We start from the raw sequence: 20427 nt of genomic DNA on the forward strand, positions 1-20427 counted from the left end.
CCGCCACCTCATCGCCGACGAAAAGGCCCGCCAATCACCACCCCAAACCGCCGCGGCTTGACATAGGAGCTATTGCTCGCGCGCAGTGGCGGTCAGCCGGCGTCGAAGTAGGAGGTCTCCAACATGTCGTGCACCGCCTTGGCGTGAACCCGGAAGGACCGCCCCACCCGAACCGCGGGGAGCTCGCCGTTGTGCACCAGCCGGTACACCGTCATCTTGGACACCCGCATCAACGCCGCGACTTCAGCGACGGTGAGAAATTGCGTCCGGGACTGTCCGGCGTCGGCCGAGCCGCCGTCTCGTGCCCCTTTACCTGCAGAATCCCGAGCTGATGGCCCATTCGTAGACGTCATCGCTACCCAATCGTGTCAGGCCCGCGCAATGCCAGCGGCTTCCCCTCCGCTGGCACCCACACGTGCATACACAAGGAGAATAGCGGGACTAGTGGGGTTACTGGTACTGGTGAGAGACAATCAGTTCAAAAAACTTTAATTATTCCGATGTAATTCTTAGCTGCTCAGAGCGGCTTTTAGCGGCCTGGACAGCGGCGTCGACGGCCACCCGAAATCCACCCGCCTCGAGCGCACGCAACGCGGCCGCGGTAGTCCCGCCTGGCGAGGCGACCGAAGCCCGCAGCTGCGCTGGCGAGGTGTCTACCCGCAAGCCGATCGGCTCGCCGTCGGCCGGACGCCGCTCCTCGTCCATCCGTTCCAACAGCATCGCCGCCGACCCCGCCATTGTCTGTGCGGCCAGATCGCTGGCCACCTGACGGCTCAGCCCCACGGCCACAGCGGCATCTACCAGCGCCTCGACCAGCAGGAAGAAATACGCCGGACCAGAACCCGAGACCGCCGTGACGGCGTCCATCTGTTGCTCGGGAACCGTGAGGACGCCGCCGACCGCGTCGAACACCGCAGTCACCTCGTCGAGATGTTGCTGGGTGGCAAAGCGACCCTTGGCCAGCGCAGTCACCCCCGCCCCAACCAGCGCCGCAGCGTTGGGCATGGCCCGGATCACCGGCGTCCCGGCCGGCAGCTTCGACTCGAAGTAGGTGAGGGTGATGCCCGCCGCGACGGTGACGAACACCTGCTCGGCGCTGTCATGCTCGGCGGCCACGGCCACATCGGCCAGATCGTCGATCACCTTCTCGACATCGGCCGGCTTGACCGACACGACGATGAACGTCGCGTTCTCGGCGGCATCCTTGGCCGACGCCACTACCAGGACGCCGTAGGTGTTCGACAGGTATTTGGCCCGATCCGGCATTCGTTCGGCCACCACGAGGTCTTTGACCTGCCGGCCCGCCCGCAACAGACCCGACAACAGTGCTTCCCCGATGCTGCCGCCGCCGATGATCGCGATTCTCGCCATGCCCGAAAGCATCCCAGACAGCGCGGCTCGGCTACCCGGCAGGCGGCTTGGGCGGTACCAGGGCTAGTTGACGTGCTTGCACTACCAGCCGGCCTAACCGGTCGACGACGATGTGGTCCTCGTCGAACCAGTCGTGCCCGATTTCCAGACACGTGGCGATGATCCGCAACCAGCCGTCGGCGGGCAGGGAGCGCAACAGCGCGGTGAGCTGAACCGTCGGTGCCCAGCCGGTACGTTCCACGGCGAACGTCACCGGGGCGGAGAGGTCTCCGCACATCAACGCGAACAGCGCATCCGGGGCTACGTCGCGCGGGCGCGCCCACATCTGGATCACCGGCGGCCGGCCGTCGCCAGCGGGTTCCAGAGTCGACAACACCGGGCGGATGTCGCAGCCCGCTCCCAGATTCACCAATCCGGCCAGCCGGTGATCGGGGCCGATCGGCGCCAAGTCCTCGGGGGGTTCGGGGGGCATCAGGTCCACGACGGGATTGGCCGACAACAGCGGTTCGGTCTCCCCCGGGAGGTGATGCTCAGGCTCACCAAGCGTGACGACGGCGTGCACCGCGGTCCGGTCGCCTTGCATCAGCTCGACATCGGCGACGCTGATCCGGCGGCCGCGTTTGCGGATCCTCGTCTCGAGGCGCATCGGGCCCGGGTCGGGCGCGGACAGGAAATTCGCGGACACGGCGACCGGTTGCAGGACGTCACCGCCATGAGCGGTGCGGGCGGCGTTGGCGCACAGCGCCATCATCACCCCGCCGTGCACCTTGGGTCCGATCGTCCAGTGCTCATTCAGCTCGCCTTCGAAGACCAGGCACCCCGAATCCGCCGTGTCGAGCTGGCGCAGCGCCATGGCCTCGTTGAATAGGGCGCCCATCAGCGCAGCAGGTGGGTGCGGGCGAACTGCAGCGACTCGGTCAGCATCGCTTCGCGTTCGACGGCCGAACGGGCTCCGGAGGTGGACACCTCCAGCACGACATGCCCGGTGAAGTCACTGGCGGCCAACATCTGGCACACCTCGGCCGTCGGCTGCGTGCCGCGACCGGGCACCAGATGCTCGTCGGCGGGTGACCCGCTGCCGTCACACAAATGCAGATGCACCAGTCCAGATCCCATCCGTCGTGCCATTTCTAGCGAGTCGGTCCCCGCGGTCGAGGTGTGCGAAAGGTCCAACGTGTAGTGCGCGTGGTTGCCGTCCAGCGGGTCGTAGGACGGTGCGAACGCCGAAATCGCCGGACCCGGGCCGCCGCCGCGTCGGCGCATCCGTTCCCGGGTCTGGTCACTGCCGAAGAACCGGTCCGCCCGAAACGGGAACATGTTCTCCACCGCCACCATCACCTCACTTGAGGCTTCCAGGGCGATCACCTGTTCGCTGAAGCCTTCGGCGTAACGCCGTTGCCACCGGAATGGCGGATGCACAACCACCGTCTGCGCACCCAGCTGTTCGGCGGCGCGCACGCTGCGATCCAGCTTGACGATCGGATTGGCACCCCACACCCGCTGTGAAATCAGCAGGCAGGGCGCGTGCACCGACAGCACCGGCACCCGGTAGCGCCGCGACAGCTTGCCGATGGCTTCGATGTCCTGACTGACCGATTCGCTCCAGACCATCAGCTCGACCCCGTCGTAGCCGAGCCTGGCCGCATACTCGAATGCGGCCTCGGCCCGCAGCGGGTACACCGAGGCTGTTGACAAGCCGACTTTGATTGCTGGGCGCACTGTCTGTCTGGGGCCTGTCCGCGGCGCCTAACCCGTTTGCAACAGGGCCATCGGTCCGAGGGTGATCAGCGCACCCACCGCGACCGCAATCAACGTGCTGGCAATGTCCTCGGTTTTGCGGACCACCCGGACACCAACCACCAGTCCGAGGATAACCAGCACCGAAAGCACAAGGGCCACAATGGCATTCCACCGCCATAGTTGATCGAACGCAATGAACAGCCCGGCACCGAACACGACGGCCAGGATCGACTGCAGCACGGTCAGCAGGCCTCGGCCAACCGCCGTCAGCTTCTCGCGTGAGGAGCGGGGCGCGGCCGCCTCCGATTCGAAGTCCTCGGCGTCGAAGCCGCCGGGCTCAAGGCCGGGCTCGAGGTCGTCGGAGTACTGGCCGCCACGCCGACGGGCCACCTCGTCGGCAATGGACTGGCCGCCGAACAGCGTGTGCTCTGAATCGCTTTCCGGGCTCTGCAGATACGAGCGCACATACGCCGAATCCTCGACCGCGGTCTCCGCCTCGCGCACTTCGCTGTCCATCACGTCCACCGAGGCGTCGGTGTAGTGCCCGACCGGATCCGGACTCATCCCCTCGGCACCGGACTGCTGCCCGTCGACATCGTTCACCCCGGCCTGACGCAACGGTCGCGGGTATTCGCTGCGCTCGGGTCCGGACTTGCGCTTTGCTACCGGTTCCGACTTGGGCCACCGGGGCTCGGGTTCGGCCCAGTACACGCTTTTCGGCTCGGGTTCGAGCTCAACCTCGGGTTCGGCAGGCGCGGGGGCGGGGGGTTCGGCGGCCACTGGCGGCGCCGGTTCGGGCACCTGCGTTTGTGGTGGGGCAGATGACTGCGCCGGGGCGTCCGCGGGATAGTCATCGCGCACGACGGGGATCTCGCCGGTGAGCTCGGCGACCGAAACCGAGTCGTCACCGCGGCGGCGCCGACGCCGCCGGGTCACGGCCGGAGCGACACTGCCATTCCTGGCCAGTAGCTCGGCCACCGTAACCTGCTTGGTGTCCTCCGCGTCGGAGTCTGCTCCGGTCATGGTTTGTTGCCTCTCGGTCGGCTGGGCGCGTTCCGCTCGCCCGCCTGACCTCCAGCATCCCGCACCGACGTCTCGACCAGAGCGGTTCCGTCCGCCTCGGAGTCAAGTTTGCGCAAGATGAGACCTTCCCGTAGCGCCCACGGGCAGATCTCCACCGCTTCGATCGATAGCGCTCGCATACTTGCCTCCGCCACCAAAGCACCCGCCACGATTTGCGGCGCCCGCTCGGCGCTGACTCCTTCCAGTTCGGCCCGATCAGCGGTCGTCATCCTAGAGATGAATGATATGAGTTGTCTGAGGCTGTTTGCTGTGAGCGTCCGCTTCACCCGTGGCCCGGCGGCAGACGGCGCGGCGCCGGTAAGCCGTGCCAGCGAGCGGAACGTCTTCGATGACGCCACCGCGAGGTCGGGTTCACCGGCTTCGAGGACGGCCGCGGTGGCCTCGGCCAGCTCTGCGTCCAGCCAATCGCGCAGCATCGCCACTCGGCGTCGACCGGGCGGATCATCCGGCAACCATTCCCGGGTCAGCCGTCCGGCGCCCAACGGCAGCGACATCGCGCATTCGGGTTCCTCATCCACCCCGCTGGACAACTCCAGCGAGCCGCCGCCGATGTCGAGGTTGATGATGCGGCCCGCGCTCCACCCGAACCACCGCCGCACCGCCAGGAAGGTCAGCCGCGACTCGTCTTCGCCCCGCAGCACCTGCAGCGCGACGCCGGTCTCTTTGCGCACCCGGGCCAGTACGTCGTCGGAGTTCTCGGCGTCGCGGACGGCCGAGGTCGCGAATGCCATCAGCTCGGCACAGCCGGAGCTGACCGCGATCTTGGCGAACTCGTCGATGGTGGAAATCAGCTTGTCGGCACCGCGCCGGGTGATCTTGCCCGAGCTGTCGGTGGCCTCAGCCAGGCGCAGCGTGGACTTGGTCGAACTCATCGGCGTCGGATGCCCACCACGGTGGGCGTCGACGACCAACAGATGGACGGTGTTGCTACCCACGTCCAGGACACCCAAGCGCACGAAAACAAACTAGCTGGGACGTATCGGTGCCCGCTGCCCGGTGTCCTGCAGCATCGGCGTCAGGACGTCGACTCGCACTGGGCGACGCACCCGGTAGCGGCGAGAATCGTGGACTAACGTTGCACCCGTGGCTAACTCGCCCGGACAAGAGGTCGAACTGGATTTCGCCCGTGAGTGGGTGGAGTTCTACGACCCGGACAACCCAGAGCACCTGATCGCGGCAGACATGACGTGGCTGCTGTCGCGGTGGACGTGCGTTTTCGGCACTCCGGCCTGTCAAGGCACCGTCGCGGGCCGTGAGCATGACGGGTGTTGTTCGCACGGCGCGTTTCTGTCCGACGACGACGACCGCGCCCGGCTCGACGACGCGGTGCGCCAGCTGACCAAAAAGGACTGGCAGTTCCGGGAGAAGGGCCTGGGCCGTAAGGGCTATCTGGAACTCGACGAACACGAGGGCGAACCCCAGTACCGCACCCGCAAGCACAAGGACGCGTGCATCTTCTTGAACCGCCCCGGCTTTGCCGGCGGCGTCGGCTGCGCGCTGCACAGTAAAGCGCTGAAGCTGGGGGTCGCGCCGCTGACGATGAAACCCGATGTTTGCTGGCAGTTGCCGATCCGGCGCAGCCAGGACTGGGTGACCCGGCCCGACGGAAGCGAGATACTCAAGACCACCATCACCGAGTACGACCGGCGCGGGTGGGGTTCCGGGGGCGCCGACCTGCACTGGTACTGCACCGGGGACCCGGCCGCACACGTCGGCGCCAAGCAGGTGTGGCAGAGCCTGGCCGACGAACTCACCGAGCTACTGGGCGAAAAGGCGTATGCCGAATTGGCGGCAATGTGTAAGCGCCGCAGTCAGTTAGGTCTTATTGCGGTGCACCCGGCCACGCGGGCGGCCGAATAGCCACCGGCGTCGCTATTTGGCGCTATCGGCGTATGCCATGACCATGCGCAGTGCGCTCGCGTTGAGGTATGCCTCGACCGTCGCGGCTGCCGCCGTCGCGTCGTGCGCCAGCACCGCGTCGGTGATTGCCTGCAAATCGGCCACGACGGGCTCGGCGTCCCGGTAGGCACCGGTGAGCTCGTGCTCGCGGCCGCCGAAGGCGTGCTCGACCCACCGATACAGCAAGCCCAGCGCGCGGTTGCGCGTGCTGTGGATTAGCACATGGAAATAGGCGAGGTCGGCGGTCTGCCGAGCCGCGGGAGTCGCCGCCTCCCGTACCGTGCTTAGGGCGTCCTGCAACGCATCGGCGTCCTCGGGCGTGCCGCGCTCGGCAGCCAGGCGGCCGATCACCGGCCCGAGCGCCGCCCGGATCTCGAGCAGCTCGACCAGGAATTCGGGCCCCAGCTTGCGCACCAGGGCCTCGACCACGGCCGGATGGGTCAGGCCTTCGGGGTCGCGAACCACGCTGCCGCTGCCGTGCCGCACTTCGATCAGTCCCATCTGCTGCAACCGGGCCAAGCCTTGACGCAAGGACGTGCGGTTGACATTGAGCTGTTCGGCCAGTTCCCGCTCCGGCGGCAGCGTCGACCCCGGCGGGAAGACGCCGTCAAGGATGGCGTCGGCGATCGACGCGGCGATCTGCTCATCGACGCGCTGGCGATCTGGCGGGGGTATCGGACTTGACTGGTTCATTGGCTCAACCAATATTGTAGACTAATCGGTAGACGCCCGGAACCAGGGATTCGCCCCAATCGGAGGTACGCAGTGCAAGACGACTCGGAGATGCGATCGGCCGTCGCGCCGCGCTGGCGGGGCGCACCCGGGCGGCTGGAGGTCTGGTACGCCACGTTGTCCGATCCAGTGAGCAAGGCCGCACTGTGGGTCCACTGCGAGACGGTGGCGCCGACAGCCGGCGGGGCCCCCTACGCGCACGGCTGGGCGACCTACTTCCCCGCCGAGGGATCTCCCCGCACCGAACGATTCGGCCCCGAGCCCGTCGAACCCGCCAGCGGTGTGGCCTGGTTTAAGGCGGCGGGCGCTTCGGTGCAACCCGAAAAGCTGGTCGGGCGCGCGGGTTCTTTGGCCTGGGACCTGTCCTGGAAGGATACCGGCGCACCCCTGTGGACGTTTCCCCGCGTCGCGTGGGAGCGCGAACTGTTGCCCGGCGCGCAGGTGGTGCCCGCCCCAACCGCCGACTTCACCGGTTCGCTGACCGTCGACGGTGCTGCCGTGTCGATCGACCGCTGGCGCGGCAATCTCGCCCACATCTACGGACACGGCAATGCCAAGCGCTGGGCCTGGATCCACGCCGACCTCGGTGACGGCGACGTGCTGGAGGCCGTCACCGCGGTCTCGCACAAACCGGGCCTGCGCCGCCTGGCGCCACTGGCCTTCGTCCGCTTCCGCATCGACGGAAAGGACTGGCCCACAAGCCCTTTACCGTCACTACGGATGAAAACGACACTCGGCCTGCAGCACTGGCAGCTCGAAGGGCGCATCGGTCGCCGCGAGGTGTTGATTCGTGTCGACCAGCCGCCGCAACGTTGCGTGAGCCTGGAATACATCGACCCCGACGGCGGCAGGTGCGTGTGCACCAACACCGAACAAGCCGACATCTACGTCGAACTCGGCGACCGGCAGTGGTCGGTGCAGGGCACCGGCCACGCCGAGGTTGGGTTGCGCGGGGACCAGGCACCACCTGTCAACGAAAGGACCCCGTCGTGAGCTTCGCCCTCGATCCGCCGCTGCTGTTCGCCTCGGGACTGCTCATCGAGCGCCGGGTTCCGCCGGAGCGTCGCGATGTTATCGAGGCCGCAGTCCTGGGCGTGTTCTTCGCAGGTTCGTTCGGCCTCTACAACAACGTGCCGGGGCTCGGCTTTCTGTGGCGTCCGTTCCGCGCTCGAAACGGCCGCGACTTCATGTGGAACAGCGGCGCTTTCAGCCTGGAGACCGACGAACTGGACTGGCCCGCGCACGCCGCCGCCGGCGGCATCTTCGCCACCTACCCGTTCTTCCTCAAGCTCGGTCGGGCACTGGGACGACGAGTTCCGGCCCGCGCATGACCCGGCTGACAGACCGCGTCGGGCGCTCCTCGATCGCCTCGTTCGGAACGGCACTGCTGCCTCAGGAGCACGGCGGTCCGAGTACCGCGGAGTTCGTCGAACGCGTCGACCGGTACCTGTCGCGGCTGCCGGCCACCTCCAGGCTGGCAGTGCGCGCCGGACTGTTCTCATTGGCCGCGGCGAGTTACCTCACCACCGGCCGATCGCTCGCGCGGCTCGATCCCGCCGAGCGCGAACGGGTGCTGCACCGAATCGCCGCGCTGAACCCAGAAGCCAGCGCGGCGGTCGAGGGGATGAAGGTAATCGGGCTGTTGGCCAACGGCGCCGACACCTACGCCGCCGAATTGCTGTCCCGCGCCCAGGTTGACGACGTGGTGCGTCCGGATGCGGAGTTGGACGTCACCCGGTCCGCCGACAGCCCGTCCGTCATCACCACCGACGTGGTGATCGTCGGGTCGGGCGCGGGCGGCGCGATGGCGGCCCGAACCCTGGCACGAGCCGGTCTTGAGGCCGTCGTGCTCGAAGAGGGGCGACGCTGGACGGTCGAGGAGTTCCGCACCACCCACCCGATCGACCGTTACGCCGGCCTTTACCGGGGCGCCGGGGCGACTGTCGCGCTCGGGCGCCCGGCAGTGGTGCTGCCGATGGGCCGGGCGGTCGGCGGTACCACGGTGGTCAACTCGGGCACCTGTTTCCGACCTCCGGAGGGCGTGCAACGCCGCTGGCGCGACGAGTTCGGCCTGTCCCTGGCCGACCCGGATCGTCTGAAAACGCATCTCGACGACGTCGAGCACACGCTGCAGGTCGCGCCGGCGCCGCGCGAGGTCATGGGCCGCAACGGCAACCTCCTGTTGGACGCGGCCGATTTGCTGGGCTGGCAGGCGGCACCGATCCCGCGCAACGCACCCGGCTGTGAAGGTTGCTGCCAATGTGCCATCGGCTGCCCACACAACGCGAAGTTCGGCGTGCACCTCAACGCGCTGCCGCAGGCGTGTGCGGCCGGGGCACGCATCATCTCCGAAGCCCGTGTCGAACGGGTGCTGCACGGCGGCGGTCGCGCTCGCGGGGTGCGCGCCCGTCGGCCCGACGGCACCGCGATCGACCTCCTGGCCGACACCGTGGTGATTGCCGCGGGTGCCACCGAGACACCAATGCTGTTGCGGCGCAGCGGTCTTGGCGGGCACCCACGGTTGGGCCGCAATCTCGCGCTACATCCTGCGACGATGCTCGCCGGACGTTTCGAGCAGGACGTGTACGCCTGGCGCGGGGTGCTGCAGAGCGCGGCAGTGCACGAGTTTCACGAATCGGACGGTGTGCTCATCGAGGCGACATCGACACCTCCGGGGATGGGCTCGATCGTCTACCCCGGTTACGGTGCCGAGTTGCTGCACTGGCTTGACCAGGCACCCCAGATTGCGACGTTCGGGGCGATGGTGGCGGACGACGGCGTCGGTTCGGTGCTGTCGGTGCGGGGTGAGACCGTGGTGCGCTACGACATCGCCCAAGCAGATGTCGCCAAGTTACGCGTTGCGTTAGGGGCGATCGGCCGGCTGCTGTTCGCCGCCGGCGCGGTCGAGGTGCTCACCGGTCTGCCAGGTGCGATGACGGTGTCGTCGGAGGCCGAGTTGCAGGAGGCGCTGACGCGCACTGATCCCAGGAATCTGCACCTGTCGGCCTTCCATCCGACCGGCACCGCTGCCGCCGGGTCCAACGATCAGGTGTGCCCGGTCGACGCGCGCGGTCGGCTCCGCGGCGTGCGCGGCGTCTGGGTTGCCGATGCGTCGATCCTGCCGAGCTGTCCCGAGGTGAACCCGCAGGTGTCGATCATGGCGATGGCTTTGGCGGTGGCCGGGGAACTCATCGATACACGCTGAGGGTTTGTGGCGCTCTGACCTGGGTCATATCTGTTTTGCCCGGCTCTGCGCGACAGCCGTCAGCCGTCGGCTGGCTTGTCGCTCGGAGCCGGGCAAACAGACACACACCTCGGAGACCGAGTGGCAACTTGAGCCACCACCCGAGCCGCCGCACGAGCTAACCTTCGAGCTTGTAGCCCAGTCCCCGTACCGTCACCAGGTGCACCGGATTGGCCGGGTCGGCCTCGATCTTGGACCGCAGCCGCTTGACGTGTACATCGAGGGTCTTGGTGTCACCGACGTAGTCCGCACCCCACACCCGGTCGATCAGCTGTCCGCGGGTCAGCACCCGCCCGCTGTTGCGCATCAGGTATTCGAGTAGGTCGAATTCCTTGAGCGGCAACGTGATCGCGTCGCCGTTGACCGAGACGACGTGGCGCTCGACATCCATCCGGACCGGTCCGGATTCGAGCACTCCATCGCTGATCTCGGTGTCGTCGTCGCCGCCGCGGCGCAGTACCGCCCGGATCCGGGCGATCAACTCGCGCGCGGAATAGGGTTTGGTCACGTAGTCGTCGGCACCCAGTTCCAGCCCGACAACCTTGTCGATCTCGCTGTCGCGCGCCGTCACCATGATCACCGGCACGCCAGAGCGAGCCCGCAACTGCTTGCACACATCGGTTCCCGACATACCGGGCAGCATCAGATCCAGCAGCACGATGTCAGCACCGGACCGGTCGAACTCGGCCAGCGCCGCGGGACCGTTGGTCACCACCGTCGCCTCGAACCCCTCCTTGCGCAGCAGAAATGCAAGCGGGTCGGCCAATGACTCTTCGTCCTCGACGATAAGAACGCTCGTCATCTGCGCCACTCCTCATCGCTCATCGACTCAGCTCTTCCTCTCGTTGTGACCTGCCGGGCCTGACCTCACGGCCCAACGGTTGGCCGGGTTGCTCGCTAGGGTCCTGCGACGTGGCTGCAAGATCCGAAACGGGGATGGACAGCGTGAACGTCGACCCGGTACCGGGCTTGCTCCAGACACCGATGCTGCCCCCGTGGTTGGCCGCTACGTGTTTGACGATCGCCAGTCCCAGCCCGCTGCCGCCGGTAGCCCGTGAACGGGCCTTGTCGCCACGGAAGAACCGCTCGAAGACCCGCTCCTGGTCTTCCAGGGCGATCCCGATACCACGATCGGTCACCGCGATCTCGATGTTGTCGCCGCGCCGGCGCCGGCTGATCGACACCAACGACCCGCGCGGTGAGTAGGCGATCGCATTCGACACCAGGTTGGCCAGCGCAGTGACCAGCAAGGTCTGATCACCCAGCACCTGCAGACCGCTGGGCGCGTCGGTACTGACCTCGATGTTGGCATTTTCCGCCGCCACCTTGTGGCGTGAAATGGCCTCGGACACAACCGAGTCGACCTCTACGTCGGTGATGTTGGACAACCGCTCGGCGCCCTGCAGACGGGACAACTCGATCAGTTCGGCGACCATGTCACCCAACCTGTTGGCCTCGATCAGCGCCTTCTCGGCAAACCGGCGGACAGTCTCACTGTCATCGGCCGACGCCAGCAGCGCCTCGGCGAGCAGGGCCATCGCACCGACCGGAGTTTTCAGTTCGTGGCTGACGTTTGCCACGAAGTCGCGCCTGGTGGCCTCCATGCGGGCGTAATCGGACTGGTCAAGCACGAAAACCACGGCGAACCGGCGGTCCTGCTCACTCAACAACCGGGCATACCCGTGCACTAACAGCCCCGACCGGCCGCCCGACCGCTTGCCCGGCGCCAGGTCGAACTCGACCTCCTCACCCCCCAGCGCATGCTGTGCGGCCTTCCAGGCTGCTTCGTCGAGTTGCCGGTCGCGTACCAGGCCCAGTTCCTTGGCCCGGTCGTTGAGATACACGACGTCGCGATGGGTATCCACCACCGCGGCACCCATCGGCATCAAAGCCACGATCCGCTGCAGCATCTGAGCGACGGTGATGCCGGTCCACTCGGTGGATTGTTGGCGCCGCCGCCCGACCCGTTGCGACAGCCAAAGCCCCGCCGCAACACCTACGGCGAGTGCTACCGCGGACAAGACCCCGGCCAGCAACAGTGCCGAGAACACAGTCACACCCGGAATCCTACAAATCAGGTGAACGCAGCCCTAGCGGAGCGCGGCCAAAATCGTACAAGTCACATGCTCCGCCACATGTGTTCGACTGCAGTTCACGCGGTGTTTAGCAACCGTCCCCGCCCGGGCCGCAATCAGGCTTTCGCGGCGCCCTGGCTGGCCACCGCGGCGGCTCCGGCCTCGGCAGCTTCGGGATCAAGATAGGTACCACCAGGCACGACGGGTCGCAACTCGGCGTCCAGGTCGTAACGCAGCGGGATGCCGGTCGGGATATTAAGCCCGACGACGTCTTCGTCAGACATCTGGTCCAGGTACTTCACCAGAGCCCGCAGGGAGTTGCCGTGCGCGGCGATCAGCACCGTTTTACCCGTGCGCAGGTCCGGGACGATGACGTCGGTGTAGTACGGCAGGAAGCGAGCGACCACGTCGGCCAGGCATTCGGTCAACGGACCACCGTCGATGTTGGCGTAGCGGGGGTCGGCGTCCTGGCTGAACTCGCTGCCCTGTTCGATCGGCGGCGGCGGGGTGTCGTAGCTACGCCGCCAGGCCATGAACTGCTCCTCGCCGTAACGCTCCTTCGTCTTGGCTTTGTCCAAGCCCTGCAGCGCGCCGTAGTGGCGCTCGTTGAGGCGCCAACTGCGATGCACCGGAATCCACAACCGGTCGGCGGCGTCGAGCGCCAGATGTGCCGTGCTGATCGCGCGTCGCAGCAGCGAGGTGTAGAGCACGTCGGGCAGCAGGTCTTGTTCGGCCAGCAATTCGCCGCCGCGCACGGCCTCGGTCCGGCCTTTTTCGGTCAGCCCGACGTCCACCCAGCCGGTGAACAGGTTGCGCGCATTCCATTCGCTCTCGCCGTGGCGGAGCAATACCAGCGTGGCGGTGTCACCCATGCGGGCAAGTCTCTCACGCGGGCAGATCTATTCGTCATCCTCGGCGTTGCTCGATCCTCAACTCCTCCTCATCGCGCTTCGCGCTCTGCATCGTCGTCTTCGGCGTTGCTCGATCCTCAACTCGCCCCCGCAAGCGGGAGGTGCCCCCACCTCATCGCGCTTCGCGCTCTGCATCGTCGTCCTCGGAGATCAAGTGCGAGAACGCCTCCAGGTTCTTCAGCGACTCACCGCGGGACACCCGCCACTCCCACTCCTTTTGGATCGAAGTCCGAAAGCCCAATTCCAGCAACGTATTAAAGTCCGAATCCACCGCCTCGAGAACCTGCCCGAGGACCCGGTCGATCTCTTCGGCGTCGACCGAGGCCAACGACATCCGGCCGACCAGATAGATATCTCCGACGTTGTCGATGGTGTAGGCGACCCCGTAGAGACGCCGGTTGCGCTTGAGCAGGAAGCGGTAGACGCCTTCGTGGTTCTCGTCTGGTTTACGGCACACGAACGCCTCGACGCGCACCGAGTGCTCGCCGATGCTCAAGATCGTGTTCGTCTTGAGCCGCCGCTCGCCCGGCAATTCCACGATCAGCCCTGGCAGCCCGCCATGCGCGCCGGCATGTTTCGAGTAGTTCAGCTCGCTGGCCTGTAGCGCGTCCTCGATCAGTTGCTCGACGCTCACGCGCCCACTCCCCGACGGGCCGACCAGCGCCGGGGTTTGCGCTTGGCGACAAGCCCGTGCACCCGATGCTGCCGCTCGGCGGTGAAGTCGCCGATCGCGCGGCGGTAGCTGGCCAGTAATGCGTCGGTGGTGTTTTCCCAGGAGAACGTGGCCGCATGCTTGGCCGCGGCACGGCTCATCGCCCATCCCCGCGGGCCAGCGCCGGCCCGCAGCAGGTCGTCGATGGCCTCGGCCCACTGTCCTACCTCGTGGCCCGAGACCAAGGTGCCGGTGATCCCGTCGCGCACCGCCACGGGCAATCCCCCGACCGCCGCCGCCACCACCGGCGTGCCACATGCTTGCGCCTCGACCGCGACCAATCCGAACGATTCCGAATAACTCGGCACCGCAACAAGATCCGCCGCATGGAACAACCTCGCCAGCTCCGTGCGGGACTGCGGCGGCAAGAACGTCACGCGCGATGCGATGCCAAGTTCGTCGGCGAGTTGCGCCAACCCGTTCGGCGAGGCCAGACCGCTGCCAGAGGGACCGCCGGCGACGACTATGCGCACTCCCGGCAGCCGTGCCGCCGCCCGCAGCACGATATCGGGCGCCTTCAGCGGCTGGATGCGCCCGACGAAGGCCACCACCGGCTCGTTGGGCTCGAGCCCGAGTGCGGCCCGGGCCGCCGCTCGGTCGCCCGGCCGGAACACGTCCAGATCGACACCCGGGTGCACCACGTCGATTCGCGCCGGGTCAGCATGGTGTAGCGAAATCAACTGTCGCGCTTCATCATCGGTGTTGACGATAAGCCGGTCCGCCTCGTCGACTACCTGCTGCTCGCCCACCGTGCGCAACGGCGGCTCGGCGCTGTCACCCTCGGCCAGCGCCGCGTTCTTCACCGCCGCCAGCGTGTGCGCGGTGTGTACCAGCGGCACCGCCCAACGATCGCGGGCCAACCAGCCAACCTGCCCGGACAGCCAATAGTGGGAGTGCACGATGTCGTAATAACCCGGTTCGTGCGCGGCCTCGGCGCGCAGCACGCCGGCAGCAAAGGCACATAACTGGGTGGGCAGGTCGTACTTGTCCAAGCCCTCGAACGGCCCGGCCACCACGTTGCGCACCAGCACACCCGGCTCGACCCGCACAGTCGGCGGGTCCGCCGAAGCGGTGGCCCGGGTGAAAATCTCCACCTCGATGCCGCGGCGGGCCAGATGCAGCGCGCTCTGCAGCACGTAGACGTTCATCCCCCCGGCATCGCCGGTGCCGGGCTGCGCCAGCGGCGAGGTATGTACCGCTAACAGAGCGACCCGGCGTGGGGCCGCAATCGTGTCATCGGCGACATATCGCACAATGTCATCTTTACAGCACGGCCCCTCACGGCTTGCTCGCAAGCACCGATTGCGCAGGTCAGGCCGCTACTTGGCGATCGCCTCAGCTTCGGTGTCGGGCAGCCGGGCACCCAGGGCGCCCGATCGGCGCATCGCCCCCAACGGGTCGGCGTACAAGGCGTCCAGCGAGATGATGCCCGCTCCGGTCTCCTGCACGCGGTTGCCGAACGCGGTGACCCGGATGTCGCGAGGTGCCAGCACCGAGCGCGCCGTGAATGCGGCCTCCACCCCGGCCATGCCCTCCGGGTACTCGGTGAACGCCTGCCCACCGACCACCAGTTCGTCGGGATTGAGCAGATCGCGCAGCAACGCAACCGCCTCACCGAGCAGCCGGGCCCGCTCCGACAACAGCGCCCTGGCCTGCTGGTTGCCGGCGCGCGCGACCTTGAGCAGGTCGGTCATCGCCGTGGTCGACGTGCCGGTGCGGTTGGCGGGAGCGACGCCCGGCAGGACCCGAAGCCGACGGGCCGCGGCCAACACCGCCTCGTCGCTGACCGACGATTCCAGCTGACCGGAACCGCCCAGCAACTCAGATTGCACCGGCAACGGCGCGATGGTGCCCGGTCCGCTGGCCGGGCAGTGCACCCGCCCGCCGATCACCAGTGCATATCCCACCGTCTCGCGGGCATAGACGTAAAGGCTGGTCGAGGTGCCCGGGGCGAATCGTCGCATGCCGAGCAGCAATTCGGCCCCGGCCATGGCGTCCACGTGGGCTGCCACCGAAACCGGCAGGCCCAGCGCGTCGGCCAGCACCGGCCCGACGGGTGCCTGACGCCAGCCCAACCGCGGGTGGTCGACCAGGCCGTTGGCGCTGTCAACGGTGCCACCGATCGACACGCCAACCCACAACGCCCGGCGCCGGTGCCAGCGCCGCAGGTAACGGCTGGCACTGTGGGCCAGCGAATTCAATGCCGGCCCGGCCGCGTTGAGCGGCGTCGGGGTCTCGACCGTGTCCAGTGTGCGGCCGAAAAGGTCAGTGGCCACGATGCTGGTGGTCCGCGCACCGATGTGGATGCCCAGCGTCACGAACGGCTCGTGGTTGACCTCCACCGGTACCCGCGGACGTCCGATCGCGCCGGAAACAGCCAGGTCCGCACGCTCGCGTAGCAACCCGGCGTCGAGCAGCGCGATGACCTGACGGTTGACCGTCGCGATGCTCAGCGAGGTGACGTTGGCGATGACGTCGCGGCCGACCGGTCCGCGCAACCGCACGGCCCGAAACACCGATGCGGCCGCGGAGTCCGACAGGTGCAATGCCGGCGGCACGACCTGACGGTAGGTCCGCAACTGTCCGTTAAGACCGGTACGGCTGTGTGATTGGTGGGTGAGAGTGGTCGAGTGCACTGGCAGTCCTTATCCGAAGTTCCTTGGCCGGGGTCCCTGGCCACACCTCGTGACTTGCGTCGGATCAGGCGCGGCAGAGTGCGCGGCAACAACACGCGCCCGCGTATAGACACGCGGTCGTGTTGCTCAAGGCGCTGCAGTACACACCGAAAACTTAGCACTGTTCACTAGAGTTGTCCTGGTGAGTTCCCCCGAGTCGCGCAAACGGGTTGCGGTGGTCACCGGAGCCAGCTCCGGGATCGGCGAAGCGACTGCCAGAACGCTTGCCGCCCAAGGCTTTCACGTGGTTCCGGTGGCAAGGCGGGCGGATCGGATCAACGCTTTGGCGGACGAGATCGGTGGTACCGCGGCTGTGGCGGACGTCACAAACGAGCAGGATGTGGCGGCTCTGGCCGGCAGCTTGAGCCGGGTCGACGTGCTGATCAACAACGCAGGCGGTGCAAAAGGCCTGGCAGCGGTGGCCGATGCGGACCTGGAGCACTGGCGTTGGATGTGGGAGACCAATGTAATGGGCACCCTCCGGGTGACCCGCGCACTCCTGCCCAAGTTGGTCGAGTCCGGCGACGGGCTGATCGTCACCGTCACTTCCATTGCCGCACTTGAGATTTACGACGGCGGCGCCGGATATACGGCAGCAAAGCATGCGCAGGGCGCGATGCACCGGACGCTGCGGGGGGAACTGTTGGGCAAGCCGGTGCGCCTCACCGAAATCGCCCCGGGCGCGGTCGAGACCGAGTTTTCACTGGTGCGTTTCGAGGGCGATCAGCAGCGCGCCGAAGCCGTCTACACCGGCATGACGCCATTGGTGGCCGCCGACGTTGCCGAGGTGATCGGATTCGTGGCCTCGCGACCCTCGCACGTCAATCTGGACCAGATCATCATCCGGCCGCGCGACCAGGCCAGCGCCACGCGCAGGGTCTAGCGACCCGGGCCGGAGCTGGGAGATGTCGTGGTGGGTGTACCTGACAGGCTCGGCGCCGTGGACGGCGTGGCCGGAGCGGTGACCGGGATCTGCGTGCCCGGCGGGTGGGCGGCCGGCGGCGGCAGCGCCGACATGCCGACCCAGGTGTCCCAGTCCACTGCCCAGTCCCAGATGTCGCCGTCGGAGTAGGACAGCTGGATGGTGCTGCCGGTCACCTCGACCGGGTCCCCGTAGATGGCGGTCTGGAAGTACTCGGCGGCGTCCGAGTTGGACAGGTTGATGCAGCCGTTGGTGACGTTGCTGTTGCCCTGCGCCCCGGCACTCATCGGGTTGGCATGGATGAATTCGCCGTTGTTGGAAATACGTACCGCCCAGCGCTCGTGCACGTTGCTGTAGCCGGCGGCCGGGTTGGACATGTAGAAGTCGGCGTACTTCTCGGTGACCACGTGGATGCCGTTGCGGGTGACGTTGCGCACCTTGTCGGCCTCGCCGTAGCTGCACGGGAAGTCCATGATGACGCCGGCATCGGTGACCACCTGGATGCGGTGCGAGGAAACCTCGGCCTTGACCACCTGTCGCCGGCCGACCTGAATGTTCAGCGAGAAGTCCTGCAGACCGTATGCCCCGTCACCGAACGGCAATCCGTAGAGCTTGGCGTCGACGTTGATGGTGGTGCCGGCCGGGTAGTACTCGCGGGGGCGGTAGTGGATGCGGGCGCCCTGGGCCTCGTCGGGCAACCACGCCCAGCTTCCTTCGACCGGTGGATTGGTCTTGATGCTCAGCGCGCGCTCGACAGCGGCTTTGTCGCTGATCGGCGCGTCGAACTGGATGATGATCGGCGCCGCGATCCCGACGGTCTGGCCGTCGGCCAGTTGGAATCCACCGTCGACCTTCTTCTTGGGCGTGACGGTGATGAACTTGCCCGCGACCGGGATCGCTTTGCCGTCATGGCCGACTGCCGACCCGCTCCAGGTGTAAGTGGTGTCGTAGCCCAACGGCTCGGTGGTCATGAAGACGGTGCGGTCTTGGTTGAACGTGCCCGCGACCGGCTTGCCGGCCGAGTTCGTCAACGCGACCCGCTGGAACCAGCCATCGCTGACCGCGACGCTGATCGGCGCGATCGGCACCACGTCCTCGGTGGCGTTGGCAGGCTGGTAGTTCAACTGGGGCGCCGGGGGCGCTTTCTTCTCGGCCTGCTGGGTGACTTTGCCGCCGCACGCGGCCAGGACGCCGGGTGCCAGCACCCCCAACCCGAGCGCCGTCAGAGCCTTGCGCCGATTGATCGGCCCTTGGCTTGGCGGGGTCTGGGAGGCGGTCACAACCGTCAAAGATACCGGGCGAAACGCCAACTCCCCCACGGCAAAGCCGCGCGACGAGACTACTGCGACGTTTTCAGAGCATCAAACCAGCAGCTACAAGGCGCATCCGACCAGGACAGGCTCGGGTTTCAGTGTGATACCAAACACGTCACGAACCCCGTCGCGCACCGTCCGGGCAAGTACCATCACGTCCTCGGTCCTGGCCCCACCCCGGTTGGTCACCGCCAGCGCGTGCTTGGTGGACAGTCGGCACGGCGCGTCCTCGCCTGGATAGCCTTTTCCGAAACCGGCCCGCTCCACGAGCCATCCGGCGGCCAGCTTGACGCCGTCGGGCGCCGGATAGTGCGGCACTGGTTCGTCCGTCGCGGCGGCAAGCCGTTCGTAGTCTTCCGGCGCCACCACGGGGTTGGTGAAGAACGACCCCACGCTCCAGGTGTCGTGGTCGGTTTCGTCGAGCACCATGCCCTTGCGGGCTCGCAGTGCCAGCACGGCCGCGCGGACGTCTTGCGGGTTTCGCCGTTCCCCGCTGGCCACCCCCAGCGCCGAGGCCAGCTCCCCGTAGCGCAGCGGCGCGCTACGGCCCGACTCATCCAGGGCGAATTCCACTTCCAGGACGACTGCCGGCAGCTCGAGCCCGTCGTCGCGCTTGAGCACGCTGGTGCGGTAACCGAACCGCAGCTCGTCGGGCGGCACCCAGCGCACCTCGCCGCTGCGTCGATCCAGCAGCCGGACCCGGGTAATGGTGTCGGATACCTCGACTCCGTACGCGCCGACGTTCTGCACCGGCGTCGCGCCGGCCGACCCAGGGATCCCCGACAAACACTCCAGACCGCCCAGGCCGTGCTGGATGGACCGGGCTACCACGTCGTCCCACACCGCCCCGGCTTCGGCACGCACCAGGTTGTTTTCGACGGCGACGCCGGTGTTTGCCAGCCGCACCACGGTGAGGTCGGCAACGGCGTCACCAATCACCAGGTTGGACCCGCCAGCAAACACCAGAACCGGACCGCCCGCCAGGCCTCGGTTTTCTGCATCGAGTTGCCGCAACACCGCGATCACCTGATCGGTGCTGTGACAAGTGATTACGCGGCGCGCTACCGGGCCTACCCGCAACGTGGTCAACGGCGCGAGCGGCACCGACTCGGCGACGTGCGCGCCGGCAAATACAGAGCCTGCTTCTTCGGTCATGAGGCCCGCTTCATGGCCCGTAACGGTAGCCTGGCCGATTATGCCGCGTTCATTCGACATGTCGGCCGACATCGAAGGCAGTGTGCAACAGGTTCACCAGGCTTTCCATGACGTGGGCTACTGGCAGGGCAGGCTGGCCGAAACGCCCGTCGACGTCGCCAGCTTGGAGCGGATGCGCATTGGTGGAGAGTCCGGGGACGACGGCACCATCGAGGTGATCACCCACCAGACGATGCTCAGCCACCATCTGCCCGCGCTGGTCACCCAACTGCACCGGGGTGACCTGTGCGTGCGGCGCGAGGAGACATGGGGGCCGATCAACGACGACGGTGTCGCGACCGCGTCGATCACCGGCGCGATTGTGGGTGCGCCGGTGCACCTGTGGGGCACGATGGCGCTGCAGCCGCACGGCGGGCCCGACGCGTCCCGGATCACGGTGCAACTCACCATCCAGGTGCGCGTGCCGTTTCTCGGCGGCAAGTTGGAACGAATGATCGGCAACGAACTGGGCGAGCTGGTGGCCATCGAGCAGCGCTTCACCACCCTGTGGATCTCTGGCGACTCCTAGCCTGAGCGGCCCGGGCCTAAGCTGGCC

At 67.2% G+C, this 20427-nt stretch carries 20 protein-coding genes and 1 pseudogene; 6 read left to right on the forward strand and 15 right to left on the reverse strand.

Going from position 1 to position 20427, the window contains the following annotated elements:
- Positions 1 to 92 precede the first annotated feature (92 nt).
- The 6 genes from A5634_RS13965 to A5634_RS13990 all read right to left on the reverse strand — a co-directional run bounded on the left by A5634_RS13965 (position 93) and on the right by A5634_RS13990 (position 5150).
- Positions 93 to 353: a cell division/environmental response transcriptional regulator gene (locus A5634_RS13965; protein WP_065144639.1), complete on the reverse strand. Its 261-nt coding sequence runs from the start codon at positions 351 to 353 to the stop codon at positions 93 to 95.
- Positions 354 to 492: 139 nt separating this feature from the next.
- On the reverse strand, positions 493 to 1371 hold the full coding sequence (gene proC, locus A5634_RS13970; protein WP_172831697.1) for a pyrroline-5-carboxylate reductase: 879 nt from the start codon (positions 1369 to 1371) through the stop codon (positions 493 to 495).
- A gap of 31 nt (positions 1372 to 1402) precedes the next feature.
- Complete coding sequence (locus A5634_RS13975) at positions 1403 to 2248, reverse strand: thioesterase family protein (protein WP_065144641.1); 846 nt, start codon at positions 2246 to 2248, stop codon at positions 1403 to 1405.
- Positions 2248 to 3090, reverse strand: a complete 843-nt coding sequence (locus A5634_RS13980; RefSeq protein ID WP_065144642.1) for a sugar phosphate isomerase/epimerase family protein — start codon at positions 3088 to 3090, stop codon at positions 2248 to 2250. The genes A5634_RS13975 and A5634_RS13980 overlap by 1 nt, the downstream gene beginning before the upstream one ends.
- Before the next feature lie 27 nt (positions 3091 to 3117).
- Positions 3118 to 4134, reverse strand: coding sequence for a hypothetical protein (locus A5634_RS13985; protein WP_065144643.1), 1017 nt, complete (start codon positions 4132 to 4134; stop codon positions 3118 to 3120).
- Positions 4131 to 5150 carry a Ppx/GppA family phosphatase gene (locus tag A5634_RS13990; protein ID WP_065144644.1) on the reverse strand — a complete coding sequence of 340 codons (1020 nt, stop codon included), beginning with the start codon at positions 5148 to 5150 and terminating at the stop codon, positions 4131 to 4133. Before A5634_RS13990 ends, A5634_RS13985 begins: the two co-directional genes overlap by 4 nt.
- A gap of 127 nt (positions 5151 to 5277) precedes the next feature.
- Here A5634_RS13990 and A5634_RS13995 point away from each other — a divergent pair, with 127 nt between their 5' ends.
- Positions 5278 to 6054 carry a hypothetical protein gene (locus A5634_RS13995; protein ID WP_065144645.1) on the forward strand — a complete coding sequence of 259 codons (777 nt, stop codon included), beginning with the start codon at positions 5278 to 5280 and terminating at the stop codon, positions 6052 to 6054.
- Positions 6055 to 6066: 12 nt separating this feature from the next.
- Here the strand turns inward: A5634_RS13995 and A5634_RS14000 are convergent, their stop codons facing one another.
- Positions 6067 to 6786, reverse strand: a complete 720-nt coding sequence (locus tag A5634_RS14000) for a FadR/GntR family transcriptional regulator (protein ID WP_065144646.1) — start codon at positions 6784 to 6786, stop codon at positions 6067 to 6069.
- Between the two features lie 90 nt (positions 6787 to 6876).
- On the opposite strand from A5634_RS14000, the gene A5634_RS14005 reads away from it, so the two are divergent.
- The 3 genes from A5634_RS14005 to A5634_RS14015 are packed head-to-tail and all read left to right on the forward strand — an operon-like array spanning position 6877 to position 10030.
- Positions 6877 to 7818 carry a hypothetical protein gene (locus A5634_RS14005; RefSeq protein WP_065144719.1) on the forward strand — a complete coding sequence of 314 codons (942 nt, stop codon included), beginning with the start codon at positions 6877 to 6879 and terminating at the stop codon, positions 7816 to 7818.
- Positions 7815 to 8156, forward strand: a complete 342-nt coding sequence (locus A5634_RS14010) for a hypothetical protein (RefSeq protein WP_065144647.1) — start codon at positions 7815 to 7817, stop codon at positions 8154 to 8156. The genes A5634_RS14005 and A5634_RS14010 overlap by 4 nt, the downstream gene beginning before the upstream one ends.
- Positions 8153 to 10030: a GMC family oxidoreductase N-terminal domain-containing protein gene (locus tag A5634_RS14015; protein ID WP_065144648.1), complete on the forward strand. Its 1878-nt coding sequence runs from the start codon at positions 8153 to 8155 to the stop codon at positions 10028 to 10030. The genes A5634_RS14010 and A5634_RS14015 overlap by 4 nt, the downstream gene beginning before the upstream one ends.
- Before the next feature lie 157 nt (positions 10031 to 10187).
- Here the strand turns inward: A5634_RS14015 and regX are convergent, their stop codons facing one another.
- From regX to A5634_RS14045, 6 genes and pseudogenes are all read right to left on the reverse strand, one after another.
- On the reverse strand, positions 10188 to 10871 hold the full coding sequence (gene regX, locus A5634_RS14020) for a two-component sensory transduction protein RegX (RefSeq protein ID WP_065144720.1): 684 nt from the start codon (positions 10869 to 10871) through the stop codon (positions 10188 to 10190).
- 19 nt (positions 10872 to 10890) lie between these two features.
- Positions 10891 to 12126 (reverse strand): sensor histidine kinase, encoded by a 1236-nt coding sequence (locus A5634_RS14025; protein ID WP_155769544.1) that lies wholly within the window; start codon positions 12124 to 12126, stop codon positions 10891 to 10893.
- 134 nt (positions 12127 to 12260) lie between these two features.
- Positions 12261 to 13016 carry a phosphoglyceromutase gene (locus A5634_RS14030; RefSeq protein WP_065144650.1) on the reverse strand — a complete coding sequence of 252 codons (756 nt, stop codon included), beginning with the start codon at positions 13014 to 13016 and terminating at the stop codon, positions 12261 to 12263.
- A gap of 150 nt (positions 13017 to 13166) precedes the next feature.
- A pseudogene (locus A5634_RS14035) lies at positions 13167 to 13689 on the reverse strand (YbjN domain-containing protein); the annotation flags it as partial.
- A complete protein-coding gene (gene mshA, locus A5634_RS14040) occupies positions 13686 to 15020 on the reverse strand; it encodes a D-inositol-3-phosphate glycosyltransferase (RefSeq protein WP_253861620.1) in 1335 nt (444 codons plus the stop codon). The pseudogene A5634_RS14035 and the gene mshA, both read right to left, overlap by 4 nt.
- A gap of 66 nt (positions 15021 to 15086) precedes the next feature.
- The gene (locus A5634_RS14045) at positions 15087 to 16403 is read right to left on the reverse strand and encodes an ROK family transcriptional regulator (protein ID WP_155769545.1); all 1317 of its coding nucleotides are present in this window, start codon (positions 16401 to 16403) and stop codon (positions 15087 to 15089) included.
- A gap of 181 nt (positions 16404 to 16584) precedes the next feature.
- Between A5634_RS14045 and A5634_RS14050 the strand changes: the two genes are divergently transcribed.
- Entirely contained in the window at positions 16585 to 17325 is a 741-nt protein-coding gene (locus tag A5634_RS14050; RefSeq protein WP_065144652.1) for an SDR family NAD(P)-dependent oxidoreductase, read from the forward strand.
- On the opposite strand, the gene A5634_RS14055 is transcribed toward A5634_RS14050, so the two are convergent.
- Entirely contained in the window at positions 17322 to 18683 is a 1362-nt protein-coding gene (locus A5634_RS14055; RefSeq protein ID WP_155769546.1) for a L,D-transpeptidase, read from the reverse strand. The two genes, A5634_RS14050 and A5634_RS14055, sit on opposite strands and share 4 nt — an antisense overlap.
- A gap of 54 nt (positions 18684 to 18737) precedes the next feature.
- The gene (locus A5634_RS14060) at positions 18738 to 19832 is read right to left on the reverse strand and encodes a UDP-N-acetylmuramate dehydrogenase (RefSeq protein WP_065144654.1); all 1095 of its coding nucleotides are present in this window, start codon (positions 19830 to 19832) and stop codon (positions 18738 to 18740) included.
- Between the two features lie 40 nt (positions 19833 to 19872).
- Here A5634_RS14060 and A5634_RS14065 point away from each other — a divergent pair, with 40 nt between their 5' ends.
- Positions 19873 to 20400, forward strand: a complete 528-nt coding sequence (locus A5634_RS14065; protein ID WP_065144655.1) for a DUF2505 domain-containing protein — start codon at positions 19873 to 19875, stop codon at positions 20398 to 20400.
- Positions 20401 to 20427 lie beyond the last annotated feature (27 nt).

Origin of the sequence: Mycobacterium asiaticum, from assembly GCF_001673365.1 — a bacterium.
GTDB classification, from domain to species: domain Bacteria; phylum Actinomycetota; class Actinomycetes; order Mycobacteriales; family Mycobacteriaceae; genus Mycobacterium; species Mycobacterium asiaticum_A.